This is a genomic window from Caulobacter sp. 05L422 (assembly GCF_056397765.1).
Genome location: NZ_JBFTOB010000001.1, coordinates 231,345 through 254,681, shown reverse-complemented (window position 1 = coordinate 254,681; position 23,337 = coordinate 231,345). Strand labels below are relative to the sequence as shown.

15 protein-coding genes are annotated in these 23,337 nt (G+C 68.1%); 6 read left to right on the top strand and 9 right to left on the bottom strand.

Going from position 1 to position 23,337, the window contains the following annotated elements; genetic code table 11:
• Positions 1-71 precede the first annotated feature (71 nt).
• On the top strand, positions 72-1,433 hold the full coding sequence (locus AC1DMQ_RS01010) for a glycoside hydrolase family 53 protein (RefSeq protein ID WP_477031687.1): 1,362 nt from the start codon (positions 72-74) through the stop codon (positions 1,431-1,433).
• A gap of 78 nt (positions 1,434-1,511) precedes the next feature.
• On the top strand, positions 1,512-2,249 hold the full coding sequence (locus tag AC1DMQ_RS01005; RefSeq protein WP_477031686.1) for a hypothetical protein: 738 nt from the start codon (positions 1,512-1,514) through the stop codon (positions 2,247-2,249).
• A 21-nt stretch (positions 2,250-2,270) separates the two neighbouring features.
• Here AC1DMQ_RS01005 and AC1DMQ_RS01000 read toward each other — a convergent pair whose 3' ends face one another.
• Positions 2,271-2,978, bottom strand: a complete 708-nt coding sequence (locus AC1DMQ_RS01000) for a DUF899 family protein (RefSeq protein WP_477031685.1) — start codon at positions 2,976-2,978, stop codon at positions 2,271-2,273.
• A 305-nt stretch (positions 2,979-3,283) separates the two neighbouring features.
• On the opposite strand from AC1DMQ_RS01000, the gene AC1DMQ_RS00995 reads away from it, so the two are divergent.
• Positions 3,284-5,938, top strand: coding sequence for a TonB-dependent receptor (locus tag AC1DMQ_RS00995; RefSeq protein WP_477031684.1), 2,655 nt, complete (start codon positions 3,284-3,286; stop codon positions 5,936-5,938).
• Positions 5,939-6,127: 189 nt separating this feature from the next.
• Positions 6,128-8,647, top strand: a complete 2,520-nt coding sequence (gene galA, locus AC1DMQ_RS00990; RefSeq protein ID WP_477031683.1) for a beta-galactosidase GalA — start codon at positions 6,128-6,130, stop codon at positions 8,645-8,647.
• Here the strand turns inward: galA and AC1DMQ_RS00985 are convergent.
• On the bottom strand, positions 8,644-9,099 hold the full coding sequence (locus AC1DMQ_RS00985) for a MarR family winged helix-turn-helix transcriptional regulator (RefSeq protein WP_477031682.1): 456 nt from the start codon (positions 9,097-9,099) through the stop codon (positions 8,644-8,646). The genes galA and AC1DMQ_RS00985 overlap by 4 nt on opposite strands.
• Before the next feature lie 96 nt (positions 9,100-9,195).
• On the opposite strand from AC1DMQ_RS00985, the gene AC1DMQ_RS00980 reads away from it, so the two are divergent.
• The gene (locus tag AC1DMQ_RS00980; RefSeq protein WP_477031681.1) at positions 9,196-9,570 is read left to right on the top strand and encodes a nuclear transport factor 2 family protein; all 375 of its coding nucleotides are present in this window, start codon (positions 9,196-9,198) and stop codon (positions 9,568-9,570) included.
• An 11-nt stretch (positions 9,571-9,581) separates the two neighbouring features.
• Here the strand turns inward: AC1DMQ_RS00980 and AC1DMQ_RS00975 are convergent, their stop codons facing one another.
• The 7 genes from AC1DMQ_RS00975 to AC1DMQ_RS00945 form a co-directional block, all read right to left on the bottom strand.
• Positions 9,582-11,645 carry a glycoside hydrolase family 97 protein gene (locus AC1DMQ_RS00975; protein ID WP_477031680.1) on the bottom strand — a complete coding sequence of 688 codons (2,064 nt, stop codon included), beginning with the start codon at positions 11,643-11,645 and terminating at the stop codon, positions 9,582-9,584.
• Between the two features lie 142 nt (positions 11,646-11,787).
• A complete protein-coding gene (locus AC1DMQ_RS00970; RefSeq protein WP_477031679.1) occupies positions 11,788-12,510 on the bottom strand; it encodes a DUF6445 family protein in 723 nt (240 codons plus the stop codon).
• A complete protein-coding gene (locus AC1DMQ_RS00965) occupies positions 12,507-13,565 on the bottom strand; it encodes a cupin-like domain-containing protein (RefSeq protein WP_477031678.1) in 1,059 nt (352 codons plus the stop codon). The genes AC1DMQ_RS00970 and AC1DMQ_RS00965 overlap by 4 nt, the downstream gene beginning before the upstream one ends.
• The gene (locus tag AC1DMQ_RS00960) at positions 13,565-15,043 is read right to left on the bottom strand and encodes a tryptophan 7-halogenase (RefSeq protein ID WP_477031677.1); all 1,479 of its coding nucleotides are present in this window, start codon (positions 15,041-15,043) and stop codon (positions 13,565-13,567) included. Before AC1DMQ_RS00960 ends, AC1DMQ_RS00965 begins: the two co-directional genes overlap by 1 nt.
• On the bottom strand, positions 15,043-16,605 hold the full coding sequence (locus AC1DMQ_RS00955) for a tryptophan halogenase family protein (RefSeq protein ID WP_477031676.1): 1,563 nt from the start codon (positions 16,603-16,605) through the stop codon (positions 15,043-15,045). Before AC1DMQ_RS00955 ends, AC1DMQ_RS00960 begins: the two co-directional genes overlap by 1 nt.
• 72 nt (positions 16,606-16,677) lie before the next feature.
• Positions 16,678-20,058, bottom strand: a complete 3,381-nt coding sequence (locus tag AC1DMQ_RS00950) for a TonB-dependent receptor (RefSeq protein WP_477031675.1) — start codon at positions 20,056-20,058, stop codon at positions 16,678-16,680.
• Between the two features lie 645 nt (positions 20,059-20,703).
• Complete coding sequence (locus AC1DMQ_RS00945; RefSeq protein ID WP_477031674.1) at positions 20,704-22,212, bottom strand: MFS transporter; 1,509 nt, start codon at positions 22,210-22,212, stop codon at positions 20,704-20,706.
• A gap of 108 nt (positions 22,213-22,320) precedes the next feature.
• Between AC1DMQ_RS00945 and AC1DMQ_RS00940 the strand changes: the two genes are divergently transcribed.
• On the top strand, positions 22,321-23,334 hold the full coding sequence (locus tag AC1DMQ_RS00940) for a LacI family DNA-binding transcriptional regulator (RefSeq protein WP_477031673.1): 1,014 nt from the start codon (positions 22,321-22,323) through the stop codon (positions 23,332-23,334).
• Positions 23,335-23,337: the final 3 nt, after the last annotated feature.

The window sequence follows — 23,337 nt, the reverse complement described above, 5'->3', positions numbered from 1 at the left end:
ATTTATAATATAATTGCAGCGACCTTCCCGCCGCCTCCTCGACGAGGCGCGTAACGTCGGAAGGAAACGTCATGCGGGGCAAACGCCGCTTCACCCTGGTCGCCATGGCCAGCCTGATCAGCCTCGCCACGGCCCAGGCCGAGTCGACGAAGCCCCCGATCTACCTCGGCGTCGACATCTCCTACGCCAACGAGATGGACGACTGCGGCGCGGTCTACAAATCCGGCGGTACGAGCGTCGACCAGTTCAAGTTCTTCAAGTCGGCCGGCGCCAACGTGGCGCGGATCCGTATCTGGAACGATCCGGACTGGACCAAGTATTCCAACCTGGCCGACGTCAAGCGCAGCATCCGCCGCGCCAAGCAGGCCGGCATGCAGGTGCTGCTCGACTTCCACTATTCCGACGACTGGGCCGACGGCGACAAGCAGATCGCCCCCAAGGCCTGGGCCAAGCTCTCCACGCCTGACCAGGCCAAGGCGCTGTACGCCTTCACCCACGACACGCTGACCGAACTGAACCGCGAGGGCCTCATGCCTGAGCTGGTCCAGGTGGGCAACGAGACCAACGGCGAGATCGTCTCCAGCCTGGCCAGGGCCAAGGAGCCGATCAACTGGGACCGCAACGCCCTGCTGTTCAACGCCGGCATCAAGGCCGTGCGCGACGTCAGCCGCGAGACCGGGACCAAGCCCCGGCTGATGCTGCACATCGCCCAGCCCGAGAACGCCGAGCCCTGGTTCGCCGCCGCGACCAAGGCGGGCGTGACCGACTACGACATCATCGGCCTCAGCTACTACAGCAAGTGGTCCAAGCGCTCGATGGCGCAGCTGGGCCAGACTATCAACCGCCTGCGCAACACCTATGCGGCCGACGTGCTGGTGGTCGAGACGGCCTATCCGTTCACGACGGAGAACGCCGACAGCTCGCCCAACCTGCTGGGCGAGGACTCGCTGATCGCCGGCTATCCGGCCACCCCGGCCGGCCAGGAGAAGTACCTGGTCGACCTGACCCAGCTGGTGCTGAACAACGGCGGCACGGGCGTCTTCTACTGGGAGCCGGCCTGGGTCTCGACCAAGACCTGCGGCACCCGCTGGGGCAAGGGCTCCAACTGGGAGAACGCCGCGGTGTTCGACTACAAGGGCAACGCCCTGGACAGCGCCGAGGGCTGGCTGAAGCACGCCTACATGCTGCCGGTCGAGGTGACGTTCAAGTCCAAGGTCTCGGGCGACACCGCCTTCATCGACGGCGACTTCCTGGGCGGCGTCGGGCCCCGGCCGATGGTCCGGGAGGGCGACGCGTTCGTCTACCGCACGCGCCTGGCGCCCGGAACCTCGGTGACCGTGGCGACGGCAGCTACAGCGACGGCTGTAGCGGATGCTCCGGCCGTGACGGCGACCGTGGGGCAGCGGGCCAGTGTGGTGAAGGTGGGAGAGTAAGCGCCGATCTCGGCCACAACTTCAGATTACGTCAAAGAAGATGGCTTAGTCTGTGAGTTCGAGCGCATGAGGGGCGGCATGAACGAGTTTGTAGGCTTTACTATCCAATGGGCTCCATTGATTGTCACGGCAATGTCCATCGGCTCCTCGTTTGGGTTCTATTTCATATTTGTCCACTTGAATCCGAGATCAGTAAGGTTTTGGCTAACGGTAGATACGCTCTGGGTAGCCTCCAGCGTCATCGCTTTTTTTCTTGTATCCTTATCATTTTCCATGGCGCCGCACACAGACAGGGTCACGGAAATATATAAGGATCTTAACTCGCAGTTTGACGCGGTAATTGACGCCAGATCTGGGTTTCACTTCAATCATTGTTCGCCGCACATGGGCGACAATGTTGATACGTGGGAATTAGATAGAACTCAGGAAAATAGAGACATTTGTAACAAATTTTCAATCAATTCATTGCAGCACGCAAAGGTCAACGACGCTCTATTTGGTCTTACTATCGACCGCCCCGCGATCCCATACACGGGATCCACTACCGTATTTCAGGAATCTGCGAGCTCCATCGCCAGAGATTGGAACAAAATAGAGCTCGCGGTAATGAGATTTGATGGAACCGTAGAGACGTTCAACCGAGCGAGAAAGCCTGCTATTGCCGCACGTAGAGTGGAGTACTTTAGAACGATTTGGTTCTATATCTTTCCGCTAATCGCCGGACTCAGAATTAATCGATCGTTCGCTGAAGCTCGACGGCGCGCCGAGCGCGACAAGCGATCCGAGGATACGACCGAGCTCATTCCTGTGGCTTGACGCCGACTGGCGGCACACTCTTCACCTATACTCCAAGCTCGGATACCAATCCCCGCCGCGCCCCTCCGGCGTCATGTCCAGGAAGTTCCACAGCGGCACCAGGTCCGGAGCGCCGCGCGGATCCTGGCCGGGGTCGGCGCTCTCGCCGGTCATCTCGCCGGACCAGAAGTGGCGGATCGTCCCGCCCTGGCGGGTGAAGACGTTGTAGGCCGGGATCTCGTCGCCGTTCGGCAGCAGGCCGAAATAGTCGCGGGAGTACTTGCCGTTCAGATCGGTGTAGAGCCGCAGGTTCCGCCAGCCGCGCTCCTTCTTGAAGGCGACCAGGCGCTCGATCGGCGAGCGGGCCACCACCGCCAGCGACATCTTCTGGTCGAGGTCGGCGGCGTTGGCGTCCAGCGGTCCCAGCAGCGCCGTGCACATCGGGCAGGGCCGCTCGCGCTGCGGGCCGAACATGAAGCTGTAGACGCCGAGGGTCTGCTTGTCGCGGAACAGGCCGGCGAAGTCGACGGGCCCTTCCTCGCCCTCGAACCGGTAGTCGCCCCGGACCTCGCCGCCCGGCGGCAGGGCGCGGCGCTGCTCGGCCACGCGCTCGAGGTGGCGACGCAGCTCCAGCTCCTCGGCCAGCAGGGCCGTGCGGGCGGCGCGGTATTCGGGGCTCTCGCCCGGAAACCGCACCGGGCTTCGGGCGGCCAGCTCGGCGGCGGGGGTGAGGGTCGTACGGGCGTCCATGGTCGGGTCTCCGTGTCCGGCCACAGCATAACCCGCGAGCGGCCCAAGTGGTCCCCGCGCCACACCAAGACCGTGAATTGACACCGCTATCCATGGCCAGGCTTGTCATGTGTGATTGATATGATAAATAGCGCTTCCTAGCTGGCGCTCGACGTCGGCGGGGAGCGTTCGTCAGAAGCGCATCGGCGCGGCCACCGCGCCCACCTGTATCGGCGGTCTTTCAGCGCCGGCCACACCAGTCCGCATCACAACATGAGCAGCGGTGTCTTAAGAACGCCGCGCCGTCGTCCTTTGGGGGAACCATGATGTCTCACTACAAGCTTCTTTCCGCCGTCAGCGGCCTGGCCCTGATGGCCGCCGCCGGCGCCCACGCGCAAACCGCGCCCGCCCCGGCTTCCGACTCCGCTCAGGTCGACGAAGTCGTCGTCACCGGCGTGCGCAAGAGCCTGCGCGAGGCCCTGGACGTGAAGCGCGGTTCCGACAAGGTCGTCGAAGCCATCTCGGCCAAGGACATCGGCGTCCTGCCCGACGTCACCATCGCCGAATCGATCGCCCGCCTGCCCGGTGTCAACGCCACCCGCGACCGCGGCAACGACAGCCAGGCCGTCGTGCGCGGCCTGGGCGCCCGCCTGGTGCTGGGCCTGGTCAACGGCCGCGAAGTCGCCTCGTCCGAGCCCGACCGCAACGTCCGCTGGGAAATCTACCCCTCGGAAGTCGTCTCGGGCGTCCAGGTCTACAAGTCGCAGTCGGCCGACCTGATCGCCGGCGGCGTGGCCGCGACCATCAACATCGATACGATCGCCCCGCTCGACTACAAGGGCCCGCAATTCGTGCTCCGCGCCGGCCCGGTCTTCTATGACGGCGGCAAGGACATTCCGAACTACGACACCACCGGCTACCGCGCCTCGGGCTCGTGGGTCCACAAGATCAACGACGACCTGGCCTTCGTGCTGGGCCTGACCAGCCAGCGCCAGAAGAACGGCTACGGCTCGTTCACCGGCTGGGGCTACAACGACTCCGCCGCCCGCCCGCCGGCCGGCGCCAGCGACTACAGCAGCGACCTGAACGGCGACGGCAAGCTGGACGCCACCCCGTGGGGCGCCCAGATGTCGGCCAGCCGCATCGACCAGAAGCGCACCGGCGTCTCGGGCGGCCTGCAGTACAAGCCCAGCGACAACTTCGAACTGAAGGCCGACGCCCTCTATTCGAAGATCGAGATCACCGAGGTCCAGGACCAGACGGTCTGGGGCGCCAACAACTGGGGCAACTGGAACCGCGGCGACGGCACCAACCTCGGCTGGAACGACGCCGACTATCACGCGGCCGGCGCCTCGTTCACCCTGGTCAACAACACCGTGGTGGCCGCCACCCTGCCCTTCAGCTCGGTCCAGACCGTGCTGGCCAAGTACTCCGAGGACAAGGACCTGTTCGCCGGCGGCCTGAACGGCAAGTGGACCGGCGACCAGTGGACCGTCGTCGCCGACGCCTCCTACTCCAAGGCCGAGCGGACCAACACCTGGAAGGCCGTGCGTTTCGAGGCCTGGCCGACCTGGACCAGCTTCGACTGGCGCGCCGGCAAGACCCCGACCATCACCACCAGCCAGGACAGCCTCAGCCTCAGCCAGACCGCCGACCTGGCCGGTTCGCATGACGGTCCCGAGCACCTGAACGACGAGCTGAAGGCCGGGACCCTGGACTTCACGCGCGACCTGACGGGCGTGCCGTTCAAGAGCTTCCAGTTCGGCGTCCGGGCTTCGGACCGCACCAAGGACCACACCAGCTTCAGCTTCGCCCCCGCGGCGACCGGCGCGACCATTCCGGCCAACCTGCTGACGGCCTACACGCTGAGCGACGGCGCCAACGTCCCGGCCCTGCTGACCGGCGACATCGACAAGATCGCGGCGGTCGCCTACGCGCCCAACGCCTTCGCCCTGTCGAACGCGACCGAGGAGCTGGGCGAGCGCTGGAGCGTCAACGAGAAGGTCTTCGAAGGCTACGGCAAGCTGAACTTCGCGGCCGACAGCTTCGCCGGCTCGTGGGCCAGCGGCAACGTCGGCGTCCGCGTGGTCCACACCGAGACCAGCAGCGACGGCCAGCAGCAGGACACCGCCGGCGCGTTCAACGCCGTGACGGTGGACAACGACTACACCGACATCCTGCCCTCGGCGAACGCCAAGTTCGACTTTGGCGACGGCAAGGTGTTCCGCCTGGGCCTGGCCAAGGTGATTGCCCGTCCGCCGCTGGACGAGCTGCGCGCCAGCCGCACCCTGGCCAACTGGTCGCCCTGGACGGGCAGCGCCGGCAACCCCACGCTGAAGCCCTTCGAGGCCTGGCAGTTGGACGCCTCGGCCGAATGGTACTTCCGTCCGGAAGCCCTGGTCGCCGCGTCGTACTACTACAAGGACGTCGACTCCTACATCGGCTGGAAGCAGAGCCCGGTCACCTACGGCGGCCAGACCTACACCGTGGCCAGCCCGGCCAACGGCGGCAAGGGCTACATCCAGGGCCTGGAACTGACCTTCCAGACGCCGTTCTTCTTCCTGCCGGGTCCGCTCAGCAAGTTCGGGATCTACTCGAACTACGCCTATGTCGACTCCGACCTGAAGGAGTTCTCGCCGGCCACCAACCCGCTCTCCATGACGGGCCTGGCCGACCACACCGCCACGGTCGACCTGTGGTACGCCAACGGCCCGATCGAAGCGCGCCTGGGCTGGAAGTACCACAGCCCGATGACCGTGATTTACGGCTGGAACGGCTCGGACCTGCAGACCCTGGAGAGCGAGAAGACCCTCGACTTCAGCACGTCCTACACCTTCAACGACCACGTCGCCGTGCGCTTCCAGGTCAACAACCTGACCAACGAAGAGCTGCGGATGTACCGCGACAACGATCCCAACCGGATCGGCCGCTACGACAGCTACGGTCGTCGTTTCCTCGCGGACGTGACCCTGAAGTTCTAACCCTTTCCGCCACCTCCTCGTCCTGCGGGGGTGGCGGCGGCGGTCCCCATCTTTGATTTGGAACCTTTGCTTTCGCAAAGGCTCCGGGCCCGCCAAGCTGGGATTCATCACCCTCCCCGATGATCCTGCGACTGGGGAGGAAGCGCACCGCTTCCTCCCCATTTTTTTGCCTTTCCGCGTGAGGACTCCATGGTCGACTTCAGCCGCCGCCAAGCCCTGGCCGCCACCGCCGCCGCCGCCGCTCTGGCGGCCGCTTCCGCCGCCAGCGCTGCTCCCAAGGGCAAGACGCCCGCCTCGCCCGCGCTCTCGCCCCTGCCCTCCGTCGACCTGGCCCCGCGCGAGCGCCTGTCGCTGGACTTCGACTGGCGCTTCAAGCTGGGCCACGCCCAGGACCCGGCCCGCGACTTCGGCTTCGGGGCCAACCAGCGCACCTTCGCCAAGGCCGGCGCGACCGCCGCCAATTGGCAGGTCAGCCAGCTGTCCGACCCGAAGTTCGACGCCGGCGCCTGGGCGCCCGTCACCCTGCCCCACGACTGGGCGGTCGAGCTGCCCTTCGTCGACAACCCCGCCTACGTCCCGTCCGGCAAGCCCGACGACGAGGACCTGCGCGCCGCCCACGGCTACAAGCCCCTGGGCCGCGAGTTCCCCGACACCAGCGTCGGCTGGTACCGCAAGACCTTCGCCCTGCCCGCCGCCGACGCCGGCAAGCGGCTGTCGATCGAGTTCGACGGCGCCTTCCGCGACGCCCTGGTCATCGTCAACGGCTACATCCTCGAGCGCGAGGACAGCGGCTACAGCCCGTTCCGCGTCGACATCACCGACATCGCCAACATCGGCGAGGAAAACACCCTGGTCGTGCGCGTCGACGCCAGCCTGGGCGAAGGCTGGTTCTACGAGGGCGCGGGCCTCTATCGCCACGTCTGGCTGGTCAAGACCGCCCCGGTCCACGTGCCGCGGTGGGGCGTGTTCGTGCGCGCCAAGCTCGACGGGACCGTCTCCATCGACACCGACCTGGTCAACGAGGGCGACGCCCGGGCCGAGTTCGAACTGTTGCACACCGTGCTGGACGCCGCCGGCAAGCCGGTGCTGACCCCGGCCGCCGCGTCCGGCCGCCTGCCGGCCTGGGAGCGCCAGTCGCTGTCGCTGACCGTGACCCTGCCCAGCCCCCTCCCGTGGACGTTGGAGAACCCGCACCTCTACAGCCTGGTCACCGAGGTGAAGGTCGGCGGGGCGGTCGTGGATCGCCATGTCGCCCGGTTCGGCGTGCGCTCGATCGCCTTCGACGCCGCGAAGGGCTTCCTGCTGAACGGCCAGCCCGTGAAGCTGAAGGGCAGCTGCAACCACCAGGACCACGCCGGGGTCGGCGCGGCCATTCCCGACGCCCTGCAGGTCTGGCGACTGGAGCAGCTGAAGTCGATGGGCAACAACGCCTATCGCGCCGCGCATAACCCGCCCACGCCCGAGCTGCTGGACGCCTGCGACCGCATGGGGATCCTCGTCATCGACGAGACCCGCCGGATGTCCAGCGACCCCACCGCGATGGACGAGCTGGAGCGGCTGGTCCGCCGCGACCGCAACCATCCGTCGGTGATTCTCTGGTCGATCGGCAACGAGGAGCCGCAGCAGGGCACCGCTCGCGGCGCCAAGGTGGCCGCCACCATGAAGCGGCTGGTCAATCGCCTGGACCCGACCCGCCCGGTCATCGCGGCCATGGACTCCGGCTTCGGCGAGGGCATCAGCGCCGTCATCGACGTCCAGGGCTTCAACTATCGCCACGAGAAGATGGACGACTTCCACGCCCGCTTCCCGAACGTGCCGGTGATCGGCACCGAGAGCGCCAGCGTGGTCACCACGCGCGGCGAGTACGTGCGCGACGAGGCCAAGAGCTACGTCCCGGCCTACGACACCGACCACCCCTGGTGGGCGACCACGGCCGAGAAGTGGTGGAGCCACGCGGCCGACCGTCCGTGGGTGGCCGGCGGCTTCATCTGGACCGGCTTCGACTATCGCGGCGAGCCCACGCCCTTCAACCGCTGGCCCAGCATCAGCTCGCACTTCGGCGCGTTCGACACCTGCGGCTTCCCGAAGGACAACTATTACTACTACCGCGCCTGGTGGCGTCCCGAGCCGCTGCTGCACCTGCTGCCGCACTGGAACTGGGAAGGCCGCGAGGGCCAGCCGATCACGGTCTGGGCGCACAGCAACTGCGACAAGGTCGAGCTGTTCCTGAACGGCAAGAGCCAGGGCGTGCGGGATGTCGTGCCCAACCACCACGTCGAGTGGTCGATCCCTTACGCCCCCGGCATGATCGAGGCCCACGGCTACAAGGCCGGCAAGGTCATCCTGCGCGAACGCCGCGAGACGGCTGGACCGCCCGCTGCCCTGCGCCTGACCGCCGACCGCTCGCGCGTGGCCGCCGACGGCCAGGACGTCGCCATCCTCAAGGTGGAAGTGCTGGACGCTAAGGGGCAGCCCGTGCCCCGCGCCGACGATCTCGTGACCTTCGCGGTGACCGGTCCCGGCCAGGTGATCGGCGTCGGCAACGGCAACCCGACCAGTCACGAGAGCGATGTCGCCAGCCAGCGCCAGGCCTTCAATGGCCTGGCCCAGGCGATCGTCCGTACACGACGTGGTCAGGCGGGCGAGCTGCGCATCACGGCGTCCGCGCCGGGGCTGAAGGCGAGCACGGTGAGCGTGACGGCGGGCTAGGACGCCTCGGCGCTCGCGACCCGGTCGAGATTGGCGATCAGACGCGTCAGGAGGTCGACCAGCAGGCCGGCCTCCTCGTCCGTGAAGCCGCGCAGCGCCTCCTGATTGCCCCGCAGCAGCACGGCGACGGCGTCCGGCATGCGCGCTTCGGCGAGCTTCGTCAGGGTGATGCGGCTGCTGCGCCCGTCGGCCGGGTCGGGCGTGCGCTGGATCAGCCCATCGCGCTGCATGCGGGCCAGCATCTGGGCCATCGGCGGCTGCTCGACCTTGGCGAAGCGGGCGAGGTCCCGTTGGGTGCTGGCCTTGCCGTCCCGAAGCGCGACCAGCACCGGCAGGTGCCCGACGCCGAATCCGAGCGGCTTGAGCCGCGCCTCGCTGAGGCGGGCGAACCCGCGCGCCGCCAGGCTGATCAGGTGTCCGGGCGTGGAGAGCACATCCAGGTTCGTCGTCATCTCAGCCCTTGCGTCCGCGACAACTCAGATACATATGCACATATGTATCTGAGTTGTCCTTCAGCGCAACACCCGCGCCCCGCAAGGAGAGACCCGATGGACGACGACGTCAAAATCGTTGAACGCCTCTACGATCGCTTCAACGCGCGGGACATCGACGGCGTGCTGACCGCGCTTACCGACGACGTCGCCTGGGCCAACGGGATGGACGGCGGCCATGTCCATGGCCGCGAGGCCGTGCGCGAATACTGGACGCGCCAGTGGGCCATGGTCAGTCCGCACGTCGAGCCCGTGGGCTTTCACCGCACCGCGGACGGCGCGATCGTCGCGGAGGTCCTGCAGACCGTCCGCGACCTCGAAGGCCGGCCGCTCCAGAGGCAGACGCACGGGCTCAAGGACAAGACGGTCGGACACGTCTTCCGCCTTCGCGACGGCAAGGTGGCGCGCTTCGACATCCAGGACGCCGCCTAGGGCGCAGGCGATCAGTCCAGCGCCTTGAACCGCACCGCCGTCCCGCCGCCGGGGGCCATGTCGAACTCGAGCGAATCCTTGCTGGTCACCACCTTCTTCGACACCGCCAACGCCGTGGTGTTGGTGATGTAGTCCGCGCCCGGACCGTCGGCGTAGATCTGGGCCTCGTAGCGTTTGCCGGGGGCCAGGAAGTCCAGCTTCTGGGTCAGCTTGCGGGCGGTCTCGTCGGTCAGGGCGCCCAGGAACCAGTCCTTGCCGCCGCGCGGCTGACGGGCCACCACGATGTAGTCGCCGATCTCGCCCTGCAGGGTCTTGGAGACCTCCCAGTCGGTGGGCACGTCGCGGATGAACTGGAAGGCGTCGGGGCGGGCCTCGTAGTTCTCCGGCAGGTCGGCCGCCATCTGGATGGGGCTGTACAGCACCACGTACAGGGCCAGCTGCACCGCCAGGGTCGACTGGCCGCGGCGGGTCAGATCGGCCTTGCCGTGCACCACGTCGAAGACCCCCGGCGTGTAGTCCATCGGCCCGGCCAGCATCCGCGTGAACGGCAGGATCACCGTATGCTCGGGCGGGTTGGTCGGATTGCCCCAGGCGTTGAACTCCTGGCCCCGCGCGCCTTCACGGCTCAGCATGTTGGGCCAGGTGCGGCGCAGGCCGGTGTCCTTGACCGGCTCGTGGGCGTCGATCGAGATGTGGTGCTGGGCCGCCACCTGGGCGACGCGCAGGTTGTGGCGGACCATGTACTGGCCGGCGAACCACTGCTTCTCGCCCGCTTGGTCCAGGATCGTGCCGCTATGGCGGACGTAGCCGGTCTTCACCTGCGAGATGCCGACGCTCTCATAGAGCTTCATGGCGTCTTCCAGCTGGGCCTCGTAGTTGGGCACCGCCCCGGCCGTCTCGTTGTGGCCGATCAGCCTGACGCCCTTGGCCTTGCCGTAGTCGGTGATCGCCTTCAGGTCGAAGTCCGGATAGGCCTTGGTGAAGCTGAACTTCTCGCCGTTGCTGATCCAGTCGCCGTCCCAGCCCTCGTTCCAGCCCTCGACCAGCACGCCGTCGAAGCCGTACTTGGCCGCGAAGTCCATGTAGCGCTTGGTGTTGGCGGTGTTGGCGCCGTGCCTGGGACCGCTGCCCCAGGTCGACCGCTCCAGGTGCATCTCCCACCAAATGCCGACGTACTTGCCCGGCTTGATCCACGAGGTGTCGGCGATCCTGCTGGGCTCGTTGAGGTTCAGCTCGAGGCGGCTGTCGGCCAGGGCGCCGGCGGTCTCGCCGATCAGCACCGTACGCCAGGGGGTGGTGAAGGGGCCGGTCTTCTTGGCCAGGGTCCCGTCCTGCCAGGGCATCAGCCGGGCCTTCAGCACGCCCGAGCCGTCGCCGGCCAGCAGCATGCTGGGGAAGTCGACCAGGGCCGCCTCGTGGAAGGACAGGTAGAGGCCCCCCTCTCCCGGTTTGGGCGCATCCGTCCGCTTCAGGGTCAGGGGCGTCTCGGCCAGGGTGATCCGGCGGGCGTCGGTCTGCTTGTAGAGGTACTCGTCGCGCTCCTGGCCCAGGCCCTCGTACCACCAGGCGTCATAGGCGCCGACGGGCTTGAAGGCCGTGCGCTCGTCGGTGACGGCGACGTTCGTACCGGTCGGGATCGCGCCGTAGGCGTAGCGGAAGCCCAGGCCGTCATCGAACAGCCGGAAGGTCACGTCGAAGGTCTTGTTCAGCGCCGTGTCGCCGGCCAGCGAGACGGTCAGGTCCGAATGGTTGTCGCGGATCGTCCGCTGCTCGCCCCAGGGCTGCTCCCAGGTGGTGTCGGACGCGCCGCGCTTGGCCGCCGTCAGGGCGGTGATCCGGGCGGCGGGCTCGCCGGCGAAGGTCAGGCCCAGCGGCGCGGCCGCCAGCACCGGCTTGCCGCCGCGCGACACCTCGTAGAAGGCCCCGCCGTCCTTGGTGAACACGCAGACCTCGATCACCTTGCCCGGCGACTGGGCGCACTCGCGGCCTCCTTCGTTTTGGGCGGCGTGCGCGAAAGCCGGGGCGGCCAGGGCGCTCAGCAGGGCGCCGAACAGGGCCGAGGTTCGCAACATCATCGAACGGTCTCTTTCGTAAGAAGGAAGTGGGGCGTCAGAAGGAAAAAGGGCGTCTCGGCCCCGCAGGCCAGAACCGAGACGCAGGGGAGGACTTGTCCCGTCGCCCGTTCAGGGGCGGCGAAAAGGGGGGATGAGCGGCGCATCAGGAGGTCACCGCCTCGATGAAGCCGTTGGCGGTCAGCCGGCCTGCGCCCGGATCGCCACTGCCCGGCTCCGGGCCGAGAAGCGCCGAGTGCAGCACGTGATTGCGATAGACGATCAGCCGGTTGAACACGCAGTCGGCCTGGCCGATCAGCTCGTAATCGGCCATGTCGCGACCCGCATAGACCGCCGCCCCGACGCCGCGCGCGGCCAGCTGGGCCTGGGCGACGGCGACATAGGTCTGGTGGCGATCGCGGTCGACGCTCTCGAAGCCGGTGGCCTTGTGGCGGAAGAAGCCGGTGCCGCCGTGGTCGCCCCTGCACAGGTAGTGGACCATGGCCAGGCGATGCGGGTCGGGCCCGTCGTGGTGCGGGATCTTCTGGATCGGCTCGGCCTCGCGCACCGGCGTCGTTGCCAGGGCGAAGAAGCCGAAATACTTCAGATAGGCGTCGCTGGAGAGCCCGAACGCCGCCGCGATCGGGCCGCGCAGGGCGGTGACCACGGTGCGGTAGTAGGACTCCGGCAGCGGCGCGTTCAGGCCCGGATAGTGGGTGTGCTTGGGCGCGTAGAACTCGGCCTGCCGGGCGTCGTCGATCATCGCGTCCGGGTCGTCCAGCACGTCGTCGACGATCAGCAGCGGCTGGCGCTCCTGGCCGACGTGCTGAAGCTGGACCCGGATCCGGCGACCGATCCGCAAGGGGGGAACGGCGGCGGCCACGGTCATGCGCCGCCCTTCAGGAAGGCCATCTTCAGCTGGTGCTTGAGGGCGGCGCGGAACGACGGGCTCATCGGCCCCAGCGCGCCTTTCAGGGCGTCCGGGATGTGGGCGGTCGCCTCGCCGTCGTCGGCGAACACATAGGCCTCGAACATCGCCTTCCAGTAGGCGCGCTCGCCGGGCGGCAGGTCCTTGAAGGCCAGAAGCGCGGTCAGGAAGACGTCGTTGGCCCGCTCCAACCCGGCGCCCGCGTCGCCCCACCACCAGTTGACCATGGCGTTGTAGGGCTCGAGCGAGGTGACGTGGTGCCACCAGTATTTCGGCATGAACAGGGTGTCGCCCGGCTCCAACCACGCGACCTGCGCGGCCGCGTAGGCGTCGCGGTAGCGCGGGAAGCGCGCCAGGTCCGGAGCCTCGGGATCGACCAGGGACAGCGGCGGCGGATTGTCCAGCGGGCCGACATAGAGGTTGACCACCTGGGTCGGCGGGAACAGCACGAAGCGGCGGCGGCCGGCGATCACGCAGGCCAGGTTGTGGTCGCGGTCGTTGTGGGTCTGGGTGCGCACGGCCCCGCCGATCCACAGGCGCGGCATGACCCGGGGCGGCAGCAGCGGCGTCGGATTTTGGCGCACGAACTCTGGCATGTGGCTGGCCAGGGGCAGCATCTGGATGGCCACGAACGGCGCGGCTGGATCGCCCAGCAGGCGCTCGATCCGGTCCAGGGTCTCGCCGATCCCGGCCTGGCGCTTGGAGAAGGCGAACTCGCGCAGGTCTGGGCCATAGCCGAAACGGCCGCCGGTCGCGGCGGGGGCTTCCATGACCGGAGCCGGCGCGCCGGTGTCCATGGCCTTCAGATAGGCGTTCAGCGCCGCGGGCCCCTGGCGTCCGGCGGCCATGGCGGGCCAGGCGTCGACCAGACCCTGGATCACCACCGGCCGCTCGGCGCGGACGATGGCCTCGAACTCGGCCGACGACGGCCGCAAGACCGCCGCCACGCGCGGCAGGGCGTCGATGTCGAGAACCTCCCCCTCCGCTGGATTGCTGATCACGCCGCCGCCGTCCATCAGCAGAAGCTTTCCAGATAGAGGTCGTGGGTCGGCTGCTTGAGCACCTGTTCCTTGATGAAGGAGAGGATGCGCCGAAACTCGCCCTTCATGGTCTCGGGCGCGGTGCGGTCGATCATCGGCGCGTGGGTCTCGGGCGTCAGGCCGTGGCCGCTGAACAGGGCCCGCCAGCTGTCGGCGACGAAGGTCTCGTGCTCGGACGGCGGGACCTCGCCGCGCGCCTGGAAGACGGCGATCTTGTGGGCCAGCACCTCGGACGCGACGGCCGCCCGGGCCCGCTCCCAGAACGGCGCCTTGGCGTAGCGGTTGGCGACGTAGTGGGCCGACTGGAAGTCGCGCAGGCGCTCGTAGACCTCCTGCATCGTCGCGTTATAGGCGGCGCGCTCGGCGGCGAATTCGCCGGCCACCGGGAACAGCGACAGCAGGTGCACCAGACCCAGCTGCACGGCCTGCAGCTCGACGCCGTGCACCGGATCGAAGGCGCATGCCGCCTCGCCGACGGCGACGCAGTTGCGGGCCCAGGCCTCGGAGCGGCGGCCGGGATCGCTGACGGAGACCACCGCGTCGGTCAGGGCCTGGCCGGAGATGCGGCCGGCCAGCTCCAGGGCCTGGTCGTCCGTGCACAGATCGCTCGCATAGACCTGCGTCACATGGGTGCGGGCCTGGCTCGGATAGAGGCCCACCCACCCACGCGCCCAGGCCCGGATGTCGGCATAGGGCGGCAGGGCGGCGAAGCGTGGACCCTGGGCGCGCAGCACCCGGTCGGCCGGGAAGTGTTCGCGCCAGCTTTCGCGGGCCACGCCCAGGGCGGTCATCAGCACGCCCTCGCCGCCCGTGGCGTCGACGAACAGATCGCCCCCGACGCAGCGGCCTTCGCCCAGGTCCAGAGCGGCGATCTCGCCGTCCGCGTCCAAGGTCGGCGCTATGGCCAGGGCCTGATGCAGCGTCACGCCCAACCGGCCCGCCAGGGTCTTGAGGCTGGCGGCATAGGCCATGGCCGGCAGGTGGTAGCCGTAGTCGGCGCGGCCGAAGACCTCGGTCTCCTCGTCGGGCAGCAGCACGCGGCCCTGTTTGGCGGCGGCGGCGGTCAGCGAGAACTCGTCCAGCGCCACGTTCAGGCCCAGGCCCCGGGCCTTGAGCCAGAACGGGAAGAAGTCGCGGTTGTCGATCGGCGCGCCATAGGCGCCGTGGGCGTGGAAGAAGGCCGGGGTCGCGCCCGAGACGTCGGCGAAGTTCTGGCCCAGCGAGAAGGCGCCGCGCGTGGCGCGCAGCAGGGCCGCCTCGTCCAGGCCCAGCAGGCCGTGCATGGCCTCCAGCGGCGGCAGGCTGGCGAGGAGGTCGGCCGCGCCCAGGCGGGTGGGCAGCTCGACGGCCGTGACGCTGACCCCGGCCGGACGCAGGGCCTGGCGCAGCACGCAGGCCGACAGCCACAGGGCGGCGTCGCGGCCGACGACGACGATGCTGCCGGGCGCGCCCATCACGCCACCGCCGGGGTCAGAGCCGCCGCCGCGACGTCGCCGGGCGCGTAGCGGGCCAGGAAGTCGGCGTGCGGGGTCATGGTCGCGACATTGCTGTCGATGCGGGTCTTCAGGTCGGCCAGCCGGGCCTCGAGGTCGTCCAGCGGCAGGCTCTCGGCCAGCCGGTCATACGCGCGCGGCGTCAGCCCCTGCCCCTCGAACACCGACAGCCAGCTGTCGCGGGAGAACAGGCCGTACTTGTAGTCCGGCAGGGCGGCGCGGGCCTCGAACAGCTCCATCTTCGCGGCCAGGCTGTCGGGGATCGGCATGGTCCGCACGTGGTCCCACAGCGGCTCGCCGAGCCGGCTGTTGGCGCGGTAGTGCAGGATCAGGAAATCGCGGACCCGGTCGTACTGGATCTCGAACAACCGGTTGAACTCGGCGACCAGCCGGGGGTCCATGCGGTCGCCCGGCCCCGGCGTCGGCATCAGGTTGACCAGGTCGATCACGGCGGCCTGGATCAGGAAGATGCTGGTCGATTCCAGGGGCTCCAGGAAGCCGCTGGCCAGGCCCATGGCCACCACGTTGCCGCTCCAGCCGCGCACCCGGCGGCCGGCCTTGAAGCGCAGCAGCCGGGGCTCGTCCAGCGCCTCGCCGTCCAGCTTGGCCAGCAGGGTCTCACGCGCCTGGTCCTCGCTTAGAAATTCGCTGGAGAACACGTAACCGTTGCCGGTGCGGTGCTGCAGCGGTATGCGCCAGCGCCAGCCGCCGAGGTCGGCGCTGGCCCGGGTGTAGGGCGTCAGGCCGTCGCCGCCGGTCCTGCACGGCACGGCCAGGGCGCGGTCGCAGGGCAGCCACTGGGCCCAGTCCTGCCACGCCACATCCATTTGCCCGCCCAACAGCAGCGAGCGGAAGCCGGTGCAGTCGATGAAAAGATCGCCGGCGATCCGCGCGCCCGACTTCAGGGTCAGGGCCTGGACGTGGCCCGAGGCCGTGTCGCGGGCGATGTCGGCGACCAGGCCTTCCACGCGCTTGACGCCCCGCGCCGTCGACCACCGACGCAGGAAACCGGCATAGAGGCTGGCGTCGAAATGGTAGGCGTAGGCGTAGGTCGAGCGGATCGACTTGTCGTCCTGGTTCGGAAATTCGAAGGCGTTCGCCCGGCACGCGGCCACGGCGTAGGAATAGGCCTGCAAGGGGGCCACCTCCCGCCCTGCAAGGCGGGCGCGCGCCCAGTGGTGCTGGAAGTCGACCCCGTTCCACGGCTCGCCGAACGTGCCGAACGGGTGGATGTAGCGGTCGCCGGGACGGTTCCAGTCGCGGAACTCGATGCCCAGCTTGATCGTGCCCTGGGTCTCGCGCAGGAACTGCGCCTCGTCGATCCCCAGCATGTCGTTGTAGGTCTTGATGTGCGGCAGGGTGGCCTCGCCGACCCCCACCGTGCCGATCTCGTCGGACTCGATCAGGGTGACGTCGTAGGCATTCGGGTCCAGCAGCCGCGCCAGGCCGGCCGCGCACATCCAGCCCGCCGTGCCGCCGCCGACGATGACGACCTTCAGGGCCTCGGCTTTGTCAGTCTGCATGATCGTGGCCTCCCGTTTACGCCGGAGCATACGCCGCCGCGGAACCTCCGCGACGGCGTCGCCCGATCGGGACTAGTACTTGAAGCGGATGCCGAGCTGGACGCGACGGTCGTTGCGGATCCACGACGAGTCGATCTTCACCGGCTTGGCGCCGGGGGTCAGGGCCGAGTCGCCGAAGACCTGCTGCTGGAACACCGTCTTGGTGTCGAGGAGGTTGGAGCCGTCCAGCGACACTTCGATGTTGTTGTTGACCTGATAGCGGATCGAGCCGTCCAGGAAGCCTGTCCCCTTCTGATAGATCGGCAGGCCGATGCAGCAGTCGAGGTTGTTGGTCAGGAACGACGAGCGCCAGCTGTAGGCCAGGCGCATGGCGATCGGGCCTTTTTCGTACAGGCCCACCAGGTTGTAGGAGTCGTCCGAGATGCCGGCCAGGCGGTGGCTGTCCATGACCGCCCCGTTGACCTGCAGGCCGCCGCCGAAGGCCACCGTGCCGCCGGCCGCGTAGCCCGGCTGGGTGGCCAGGTTGGAGTTGTTGATCCCCTCCTGCTTGGTGTGGGTGTAGTTGGCCTGGACGCCCAGGCCGTCCCACGGCGACGGCAGGAAGTCGAAGAAGGTCTGGTAGGCGACCTCGAAGCCCTTCAGTTCGCCGCCGCCGTTGCCGTTGCGCGGGCCGCGGACCAGCACGTTCTGGGTCACGCCGTTGTTGGTGAACGAGCGCAGGAACTCGCCGTAGGCGATGCTGCCGTTCAGCTTCTTGTAGAAGAGGTCGAAGCTGAACGAGCTGCTTTCGTTGAAGTAGTGCTCGAAGGCCAGGTCGAACTGGTCGGCGGTGATCGGCTTCAGCGCGCCGAAGCCGGAGTCGGCGTTGAACTGGAAGTTATAGCCCTTGACGTTGGCCGCCACGTGCGGGGCGTTCGGGTCGGTCCAGATCACGAACGGCGAGTCCGGCGTGGTGTTGAGGGCCGGGCTCTGCACGCCGACGAAGTTGCGCAGCAGGCCGAAGTCGGGCCGCGACATGGCCCGCGAGGCGGCGAAGCGGATGAAGCTCTTGTCGCTCAGGCCGAACCGCACGTTGAAGCTGGGCAGCCAGTTGTCGTGCTTGCCGCTGAAGTCGTTCTCCGCGCCGCCGCCGTTGCTGAAGTTCAGCAGGCTCGGCGTCAGCCAGCACGAGATGTTGGTGACCGAGTTGGGACCCAGCGGCGCCGAGCAGGGCGTGGTCGCGGCCGAGGTGTACCAGGTGCTGGTCGGGAAGGCGACGCCGCCGGAGCTGGTGGTCTTGGTCTGGACGAAGCGCAGGCCGACATTGCCCTGCACGGTGACGCCGTTGAAGATCGTCATGTCGTCGCCGCCGAACCGCAGCATGCCGTAGGCCGCCATGGTCTCTTCCTCGACATCGACCATTTCGGGATCGATGAAGCAGCCCTCGGTGTTGGTCGTGCGCTGGCACAGCGGGGTCCAGGCCATCGGCGAGTTGGTCGTCGCGCCGCTCAGCGCCTTGATCAGCCCGTCGTGGTCGGCCAGCGTGGCCTTGCTCAGGAACACCAGCTCGTTGTTGGGGAACACCTTGCCGTTGTAGAAATTGTCGAGGCTGGCGACGCTCCAGATGCCCGCGCCGTAGCCCTTGAAATCGCCGGCGTGACCGCAGGCGGCGGGATAGGGCTGGGGCGTGGTGTTGTCGATGTTGAAGCCCGGACCGTTGCAGTTCCACGGCGCGGCCACCGGCGACCAGTTGTAGGTCGAGTAGCGGACCTTCTGCTTGCGGTCGGCATAGCGCACACCGACCTTCAGCGAGTTCAGCCAGCCGCCCTCGTTGAACTCGTATTCGCCGTCGGCCCGCAGGGCCAGTTCGGTGGCGTCGTTGTCCTCGTAGTGATCCTGGATGAACGGGATCCAGTAGTTGTGCGGGTTCGACAGGAAGCCCGGCGCGTAGTTGACGTTCGAGCCCGGCTGCAGGGTGATCTGCGGCGTGCCGTCGCCGTTCACCCGGTACTGGGCGTCGGCCATCGTGCGGTTGGCGACCAGGATGTCGTAGTTGTTGGTGTCGGCGTCGATGTACTGGACGTCGAAGCTGGTGTGCAGGCGGTCGCTGACGTCCCACTGCAGGTTGGCCGAGATGTCGCGGGTGCCTTCGGAGTGGTCGAAGTTGCGAGCCTGGTTCTCGATGTAGAGACCCTGGCGCTGGGTGGCGCAGGCCGGGATCCCGCCGCAGTAGTTGACGAAGGGCAGGCCGGGGACCGCCGAGCCGCGGTTGATGTTGTCCTGGGTGCTGGAGCCCCAGTCGCCGGTCGGCTGGGTCAGGATGCCCGAGGTCAGCATGCCGTCCGGGCCGAAGGTGAAGGCCGGCGAGCCCTGGGCCGGGGCGAGGAAGGCCGTGGTCTGCGGCGAATAGGCCGGCGCGGCCCACAGGCCGAACCCGACCACGTTCACGCTGCGCTCGAGCCAGGCGTTCTTGTACTTGGAGTCGTTGTACTGGGCCTTGAAGCGGACGGTGCCGTCGTTGTTCTCGTACTGGAACGCCAGGGCCGTGCCCTTGCGGACCCGGTCATACTCGACCTGCGAGTAGTTGACCTGGTCGGGGATGTAGCGCCAGCCCGAGCCGCCGTAGGGGTTGGCCGTGCAGGGGATCGAGCCGTCGGCGTTGACGATCGCCTTGCCGTTGACGTCGTTCATGCCGGCCGAGCAGAAGGTGCCGATGCGCTGCATCACCACGCCTTCGGTCTGGGTCAGCACGTGCGAATAGGCGTAGTCGGCCATGATGCCGATGCGGCCCATGTCGACGTCCCAGGTCTTGCTGATGATGCCGGAGTACTCGTAGGTGACCTTCTCGGAGCGGTTGCCGTAGTTGGCCTTGCCCGAGAGCGAAATCACCTGGTCCTTGCTGTCGAACGGCAGGCGGGTGCGCAGGTTGACCGTGCCGGCGATGCCGCCCTCGATCATCTCGGCCGTCTGGTTCTTGTAGCTGTCGACGCCGGCCATCAGCTCCGGCGAGATGTCGTTGAAGTTCAGGCCGCGCGCGGCGTCGGCCGAGAAGCTGTCGCGGCCGTTGAACTCGGTGCGCACCTGAGTCAGGCCGCGGATCAGCACCCCGGCCGGCTCGGCCGAGAAGTGCGAGCTGTCGTCGCTGGACTGCAGGCGGGACACCGTGATGCCCGGCACGCGCTGCAGCGCCTCGGCGACCGACTTGTCGGGGAAGGCGCCGATGTCGGTGGCGGTGATCGAGTCGACCACGGTGTCGGCGTTCTTCTTGATTTCCTGCGAGGTCGCCAGCGACTTGCGCACGCCGATGACGACGACTTCGTCGACCACGGCTGCGTCCTTGTCCTGCGCGAAGGCCGGCGCGGCCGCGCCCATGGCGGCGCTCATCGCGGTCAGCGCGACCAGCGAAACGCCGCCGCGCAGAAGCGTCTTACGACCCCCTCGGCTAAGCGTGCGGCTGAAACTGAACTTGCTCATCCCGTTCTCCCTGATTTTCTGCCCGCGCCTTGGTCGCGCGGGGTTTTTTTGATGAAGCCGCGTCCCCCCTCCCGGGAGCGTCGCGGGACCCCTGCAGTCTCGATCCGCCCGCATCCCGGAAGGCGCGTCGGATCGTGGATTTCGCTGAAAGACAGTTGGCGTCGCGCGGCGTGGCCGGCTTCGACACGCTGAGCGTCCGGTCATCCCGACCAGGTCGCTCGCGGGGCGCGCGGCCCCGTCATCCCCTCCCCTCCTCTTCGTCACGGCGTTCGCCGTTGTCCGTCGTCTTCCGCCGCGAACGCCTCACCCCTCGGTATCGGCCCTCGCAAGATTTGCGGCGCCGGGGCTCCGACTGGGGCGTGGATAGGCTCCCGCACCCCGGCCAGTCACTCGACTTGCGCAATCTTGCGTTCTTTTGCGTCGAACGCAATAGCGTTGTTTTGCGAAAAATGCGGCCGTTAGCGGTAACTTTTGGCCTAAATCGTGTGTTGTGGCATTTTTGGAACGGCGCGTTGTTGATTGAAGGCTTGCGGGCGCGGCTTATTTACGCAATTCTTGCGTAGGTTCGAGGACGTCGGGATGCCAGCGATTCCCACAAACCGCGCGCAAGCTTTGCCGTCATGTCCTGCGAGCGGGATCGAACGGCTATTGGGCGGGCGCGGGCTCGGGCGCGCGAGAAGGATCGCGGATGAACAGGGCGCTGACCGCCGCCAGGGCGAAGGCCGCCGCCGCCAGACCCAGGGCCAGGATCGCCTCGCCCTTGAACAGGCGCCCGACCACGGGTCCCAGCACCACGGCGGCGATCAGCTGGGGCAGGACCAGGAACAGGTTATGGATGCCCATGTAGACGCCCATCTTGTGGGGCGGCACGGCGCTGGACAGCATGGCGTAGGGCACCGACAGGATCGACGCCCAGGCGATCCCGATGCCGACGATCGGGATCCACAGCAGGGCCGGGTCGTCGATCATCACGAAGCCCACGAAGCCCAGGGCGCCCATGGCCAGGCACAGGGCGTGGCTGGCCCGCAGGCCGATCCGCGCCGCCAAGGCCGGCAGCGCCAACGCGACCAGGGCGGCCACGCCGTTGTAGCCGGCGAACAGCACCCCCACCCAGTCGGCGCCCTGGTTGTAGGCCGCCGAGGCCGGATCGGTCGCCCCGTAGTGGCGGGCGGTCACGGCGGGCGTGGTGTAGATCCACATGGCGAACAGCCCGAACCAGGTGAAGAACTGCACCACCGCCAGGCGGATCAGCACCGGGGGCATGTGCAGCATGTCCTCGACCACCTCCAGCACGCCCAGCGAGGCGCGGCCCTGGCGCCGCAGCCAGGTGGCGGCCAGCTGGGCGGCGCCGAAGGCGGTGGCGAAACCGGCCAACACATAGATCTCGCGCGCCCAGTCGCTCATGAAGGCCAGGGCGCAGGCCACCAGGCCGGCGATGGTCCACAGCGCCCCGCTCTTCAGCATCAGCGCCGCGCCCTCGACGCTGGGCGTGCGGTGCTCGGGCAGGACGCGGGCGCCGTCGGCCAGGGTCTCGGGCGGATGCTCGCGGGTGGTGAAGACCGTCCACATCACCGCCGCCAGCAGGGTCAGTCCGCCAACGTAGAAGGCGACATGGACCGAGCGCGGCAGTTGGCCGGGCGCGGCTTGGCCCGAGACGCCGAACCAGTGGGTCAGGGCCCAAGGCAGGGCCGAGGCGAACACTGCCCCCGCGCCGATGAAGAACACCTGCATGGCGAAGCCGGTGGTGCGCTGCTCCTCGGGCAGGGTGTCGGCGACGAAGGCCCGGAACGGCTCCATGGCCACGTTGATCGAGGCGCTCAGCACCCACAGCATCAGGCTGGCGGTCAGCACGCTGCCCGCGTTGGGCATCAGGAAGAGCGAGATCGCCGTCAGGATCGAGCCGTAGAACAGATAGGGCCGGCGCCGGCCGAGTCGGCCCCAAGTGCGGTCGCTCAGATGGCCGATGATCGGCTGGACCAGCAGGCCCGTGGCCGGCGCGGCGATCCACAGGATGGCCAGTTCGTTGACGTCCGCGCCCAGCGTCTGGAAGATCCGGCTGGTGTTGACGTTCTGCAGACCCCAGACGATCTGGACCCCGAACAGACCGCAACACATGTTCCAGATCTGCGTGAAAGACAGGCGCGCCTTGGTCATGCGGCGCGGGTCCGGAGCGGCCCGGCGAAGTCCTGGCGCTTGCCTTGCAAATCAATCCCTTCAGTGCGCTAAAGGTGGCGAACGTGGTTTTCTCATTATCTGGACGCAATGGGCAGCGGTAGCAACAACAGCACCACGCTGGACGATCTGGCGAAGCTGTCGGGCGTCTCCGCGTCGACCGTCTCGCGGGCGCTCAACGACCATCCGTCCATCAGCACCCGCACCAAGCAGCGGATCTGGGCGCTGGCCAAGGAGCACGACTATCCGTTCCGCCGCTACATGCCGGCGGGGCCGATCGGGTCGGAGGGCTCGATCGCCATCGTCACGCCGCGCACCCACGGCCGCCCCCTGCCGCTGTCGCACCCGTTCTTCCTGGAGCTGCTGGCCAGCATCGGCGAGGCGGCGCGCGATCGGGGCTGCGACTTCACGGTCAGCCACACCTCGCCCGCCAGCTTCGACGACCTGTTCGCCGCGGCGACCACCAGCCGGGCCAACGGCGTGATCTTCCTGGGCCAGAGCACCCTGCACGAGGCCTTCAACCAGCTGGCGGGGACCGACGCGCGGTTCGCCGTGTGGGGCGCGCAACTGGCCGGCCAGAAGTACTGCTCGATCGGCTCGGACAACCTGCTGGGCGGCCGGCGGGCGACGGCGCACCTCGCGCGCCTGGGCCGCAAGCGCATCGTCTTCCTCGGCGAAACCGAGCCGGAAGCCATGCAGCGTCGCGCCGGCTATGTGGAGGCCCTCAAGGAGAGCGGGCTCGAGGCCGACCCGGCCCTGATCTGCCCGGTCGATTTCGAACTGGAGTCGGCCGAGGCCGCGGTCAACACCCTGGTCCGCCGCAAGGTGGCCTTCGACGCGATCTTCGCCTCCAGCGACCTGATCGCCCTGGGCGCCATCCGCGCCCTGCGCCGGGTGGGCATGCGCGTGCCCGAGGACGTCTCGGTGGTCGGTTACGACGACATGCTGCTGAGCCGGCTCTCCACCCCGGCGCTCAGCACCATCAAGCAGGACACCTACAAGGCCGGCCGCCTGCTGGTGGCCCGCGTCCTGGACGCCGACGGCGACCACCGCCCGGAACGGCTGTCGACGGACCTGATCGTGCGGGAGTCGTGCGGGGCTTAGGAT